Genomic DNA, 4,621 nt, shown 5'->3' on the forward strand with positions numbered 1-4,621 from the left:
TTTTGCCTTTTCTGGGCTGATGCTTTTCATAGCCAAGGTGGTCTGTCAGCTCACCATTTAACGCCGCTTCTACCGTGATTTTTTTGAGCATTCGTGAAAACTGATTAAGGTCTTCTGGGGTTTTTAGGGTTTTGGCAAATTCCGCTGCCAAGGCGTGGAGTTGTTTTTCGTTCATAATAAAATACTTGTGTCTAGATGTATTATCTCCAGAAACAGGTATTTACACAAATTATGGGAGAGGCTCCACAATAATTTTATCTTTTCTTAGGCTGGGGTTCTTATGTCATTTGTTGACGTTTCTGCAAATAATCGCTGGCGCTCGTGTCCTCATGAGCGTCCAAAAGAACCTTTTTTTCAGCGCTCTCCCTACGTAACCTACCAACAAGAAAAAACAGGCACAGCCGCACAGCTGGAACTATTTAAAACGGTTCCAGACAGCTATGAGTTTATTGAAAAATTATTAGCTAAATTACCTCGTAAGCAGTTGCAAGAACATTTTCGCAATTTGTATTTGCGTGAATATCGTTCTGTGGCGGATGACGGTTCCATTGCTTTTGCCTTTGGTAATAAACAGCGCCGACATGCAAATACTTGGCTACGTGAAACCTTGGGCGCTCGACTCCGCCTTGTGTTTGCACAGTATCGTTGCAACATGGCTTGGTTATTGGCTTTTGATGAACGTGATCCGAAATGGTTAGCGGATTTAAAGTTTGATATAGCCAGAACGGAAACGCCCGCAGACTTAGTCGAGGAAGAAAAAGCTATTGAGGATTATGAAAGCCGTTTATTAAGTGAGCAATATGAGATTTTAACCTTACGCAAGAATTTTGAGTGTTATAGCCGTGAAGAACGCCAACGCGCCAAAATGCCTTTTTATTTATTGAGCGAAACAAAGCTCAAGGAAATTGCTTATAAGTTGGCAAGCATGTTCGCAGAAGTTCAGCGTAGTTATATGTTGGATTTAGTGGAGAAAGGGCAAACGGCGCTAACTGATGATGAGTTTAATGAACACATGCGCAAGATTTATCAAATCTGTGGTGAGGCGTGCGAAAGCATCGGTTTTCCTGTTGCGCACTGGAATAAGCACAAGAAAGGGCAAAAAGTCCGCTTAGATTATATTGATACGGTTTTTCATAAAATCGCTTGTGAAAAATATTGGTTAAAACGTATGCGCAAGGTGCAAAAGCAAATGGTTGAGCATATTGCCATTGGTTGTGGTGAGGTTTGTAAGCGTAGAAGTAATTATATTTCTCGTAGTGGTTTTGCCAGTTATTTATCCGATCTCAAGAAAAATTATGATTTTTTAAAACAGATGATTATTGAAAATATTGACGATCCAACAGAACAAGCAGAACTGTTTGATATGTATTTGAAATCCTCCGCTAATCCTGCTCAACGTCGTATCGAGCTAATGACCCGTTTGAGAGGGTTAGAGGAATGGGCGGAAGACGCCGAGCATCATGCTTTATTTTTGACCTTAACCGCACCTTCAAAATTTCATGCGACGCACAATGACGGTACACAAAACAAGAAATGGCAAGGCGCAAGCCCGAAACAAACACAAGCCTATTTAAATAAAGTTTGGGGACAATTTAGAGCCTTGTTAAAAAAACGCAAAATTGCTTTTTATGGCATGCGAGTAGCGGAGCCGCATCATGACGCAACACCGCACTGGCATTTATTAGTTTATATCCATAAATCGCACCGTGATGAAGTGGCAAGATTATTCCGTGAAAAAGCCTTGGAGCTTGAAGGCGATGAGCAAGGCGCACAAGAACACCGTTGTAAAATCGAAGATTGCGACAAAGCAAAAGGCACGCCAACAGGTTATATCGCTAAATATATTTCAAAAAATATTAATGGTTTTGCTTTAGATGGCGAACGCTCGGACGAAGATGCCAACATGGATCTAAAAGATAACGCGAAAAAAGCGCAAGCATGGGCAAGACTTTGGGGCATTCGTCAGTTTCAGTTTTATGGCGATAAATATGTGGGCGTTTGGCGTGAGTTACGTCGCCTTGTTTATGGACAAGCTGATGATGAACTCGTTGAGGAGGCAAGAATTTGTGCTGACCTTGGCGACTATGCCGCATTTATGAAACGTCTCGGGGGTCCTTTGGCATTGCGCAAAGAAGTGCCTTTGTGTTTGCACTATGAAGATAGCGAGGTCAATCAATACCAAGAAAGCCATAAAAAAATAAATGGCGTGACGAATAAATTTAGTTTAGGCGATTTTATTAAAACGCGTCTTAAAAAGTGGGTCATTAAGAAAGGGGATCCAAATCGACACAACAAAGAATTGGAGCGTAGCGACACAAACAATGCGCACAGCGTGCGCCCTTGGACTTGTGTCAGTAACTGTAACCTTGAAAACCTAGAAAAAAGGGAGGAAATCATCAAAAAAATAAAAGAAGCAGTCAGACCAATCAGCAAGCCTTTAAATGATCATGTGATAAATCATTTATTGAAAGGCAGAATAGTAAGATTGAACGATAAACAATCGATAAAAGTGATTAATGATGATGTGTTTATTACCGAACACTCAACCCCACTGCGCCTAAATGACGACAATGAGCCGAGTTATTTAGCGAAGTTGAGGGGATTGTTTAGGTATTAAAGGTTAAGGGGAAATATATGAATGTTCACGAGCGAAAAATAATTCAAATCACTGGCGGAGAAGAGATTACCGCACTTTGTAATGATGGTTCTGTATGGATCTATGATTGGAGTATGGAGGATTGGGTAAGCCTTGCGCCAATACCAAAAGGAGAGATTGATAATGTTGTTAAGATTGAGGAGATTGAATGAGTTTTTTAGGTTATCTTCCTTCTGCGTATCAAATAAAGCAGGCTGTACTTGATGATATTGTGGCGACAATTGATTTACTTGAGATAGCAAAGGATAAATTAATTGAAAATGACAATCAAGAAAGTAGTCGATTAATTCGTATCGCTGTGTCAGATATGCAAAAGCAAGAGCGAATTATTAGGGGATTAGGTAAGGAAAAATTATGACAGATATTACAAATGAAGAGGTGTTAAAAGAATTGCAAGCGGTGCGTGAATTGTTAAAAGCCGCAAGCTATGTTGAAAATAGTCAAGCTATCTGGACTGCGCAAGATATTGCCGACTATTTTCAAATGAGCTATGCACATACACAGCGTTCTATTATTTCTGATCCTGATTTTCCCGATGCGGTAAAATTACAATGTCGCACGGGGGGGCGTTCTGCTAATCGTTGGATTGCTGGTGATGTGATTGCTTTTGCGCGTAAACGTCAGCGAGCAAAGCATTAATCCAGTAAGAGCGCTACTTTTTTCATGTCTGGGGCGTAGTAGGTGTTTTGTAGGATTGTTAAATCTCTATGCCCAGATATTTTTGCTAATGTCATTACATCGACTTTTTCGGCTAATCTTGTCAATGCTTCCCTTCTTGTGTCATGAAAATGTAAATCTTCTAGCATCATTCTCTTTTTTAACTTTCTGAATAAGGCATCTAGTATAGAGGTAGATAATTGAAATACGCTGTCGCCATTTGATATTTGTTTTAGCCGTTTTAATATTTCTATTGCTGTTGTTGATAAGGGGACATCTCTTGGCCAGCCATTCTTTGTTTTGGGGAGGTGGGCTATTTTGTCGTTTAAATGGATATGTTCCCATGTTAGCCCCACAATCTCGCCCGCGCGCATTGCGGTTTCTATGGCGAATAATATGGCTGCACCTACTCTTGCTGTTGCTGTCGTTGGGGGGGCGTTCCAGTCAAAACCCGATGTATAAACAAGCGCATCTATTTCTTGTTGGCTATATCGTCTTGTTCTTGGTTTTGGTGCAGCTGGTTTTTTGACTGCTTTTAGTGGGTTTATTTTTAGTAGTTTCCATTCTATTATAGCCACATTTAATATATTGCCGATGACTGACCACTCTCTTAAAACTGTTGCTGATGATACTGTTTTTAGGCGTTCATCTCGCCAAGACTGGAAATCTTCTTCTCTCAGATCTTTAAGTGATATTTGGCTAATTGGTAAGGCTAGAAAACGATATAGAAATTGTGTTTCTTTTTTGGCTCCTCGTTTGTTTGGAGTTACTTCTTTTAAGTATCTTTCGATGACTTGTTGGAATGGTATGTCTGCTACATCTCGGTATAAGTTGTTCGCTATTTCTAATTCTATTTTATTTGCCCATGCTACCGCTTGGGCTTTTGTTCGAAATGATTTTGATTTTGTGATGTTTTTTTTGCGGACAATTGCACGCCATGAATTATTTCTTTTTGTAAATGTTGCCATGTTATAACCCTTTCCTTTTGCTTGGTACACTTTTCCTATTTTGGATCATTTTTGGTAACAGTCAAATGTTGTAGCCGATCATGTGCGATCATAAAGGATACTGTATATAATTACAATGGTTATTCTTGAGGTATAGAAAAAATCCTTTGTTTACAAGTAACTATCATATTAGATCATTATGGGTTGTATATGGTTATTTATCAGGGGGATATAGGCAAGAATAGAGAAAGGATAGAGGTGGTGCGACTAGCTGGACTCGAACCAGTGACCCCCACCATGTCAAGGTGGTGCTCTAACCAACTGAGCTATAGTCGCATATTTAAAAACCGCAAGCTCTCAC

General features: G+C 39.9%; 5 protein-coding genes, 1 tRNA gene and 1 pseudogene. 4 read left to right on the forward strand and 3 right to left on the reverse strand.

Annotation, left to right across the window (positions count from 1 at the left end):
• A pseudogene (locus B0186_RS11565) lies at positions 1–175 on the reverse strand (IS256 family transposase); the annotation flags it as partial.
• A gap of 105 nt (positions 176–280) precedes the next feature.
• Here B0186_RS11565 and B0186_RS11195 point away from each other — a divergent pair.
• From B0186_RS11195 to B0186_RS11205, 4 genes are read left to right on the forward strand one after another with little or no spacing between them, the layout of a single operon-like run.
• Positions 281–2,617: a replication endonuclease gene (locus B0186_RS11195; RefSeq protein ID WP_078219530.1), complete on the forward strand. Its 2,337-nt coding sequence runs from the start codon at positions 281–283 to the stop codon at positions 2,615–2,617.
• A gap of 17 nt (positions 2,618–2,634) precedes the next feature.
• Entirely contained in the window at positions 2,635–2,808 is a 174-nt protein-coding gene (locus B0186_RS11750) for a hypothetical protein (RefSeq protein WP_158077985.1), read from the forward strand.
• Positions 2,805–3,014 carry a hypothetical protein gene (locus B0186_RS11200; protein WP_078219532.1) on the forward strand — a complete coding sequence of 70 codons (210 nt, stop codon included), beginning with the start codon at positions 2,805–2,807 and terminating at the stop codon, positions 3,012–3,014. The genes B0186_RS11750 and B0186_RS11200 overlap by 4 nt, the downstream gene beginning before the upstream one ends.
• Complete coding sequence (locus B0186_RS11205) at positions 3,011–3,295, forward strand: hypothetical protein (RefSeq protein WP_078219534.1); 285 nt, start codon at positions 3,011–3,013, stop codon at positions 3,293–3,295. Before B0186_RS11200 ends, B0186_RS11205 begins: the two co-directional genes overlap by 4 nt.
• Here B0186_RS11205 and B0186_RS11210 read toward each other — a convergent pair.
• Positions 3,292–4,281, reverse strand: a complete 990-nt coding sequence (locus B0186_RS11210; RefSeq protein WP_078219536.1) for a tyrosine-type recombinase/integrase — start codon at positions 4,279–4,281, stop codon at positions 3,292–3,294. The genes B0186_RS11205 and B0186_RS11210 overlap by 4 nt on opposite strands.
• A 238-nt stretch (positions 4,282–4,519) precedes the next feature.
• Positions 4,520–4,596: transfer RNA gene (locus tag B0186_RS11215), tRNA-Val, on the reverse strand.
• Positions 4,597–4,621 lie beyond the last annotated feature (25 nt).

Source organism: Canicola haemoglobinophilus (assembly GCF_002015075.1).
GTDB classification, from domain to species: Bacteria; Pseudomonadota; Gammaproteobacteria; order Enterobacterales; family Pasteurellaceae; genus Canicola; species Canicola haemoglobinophilus.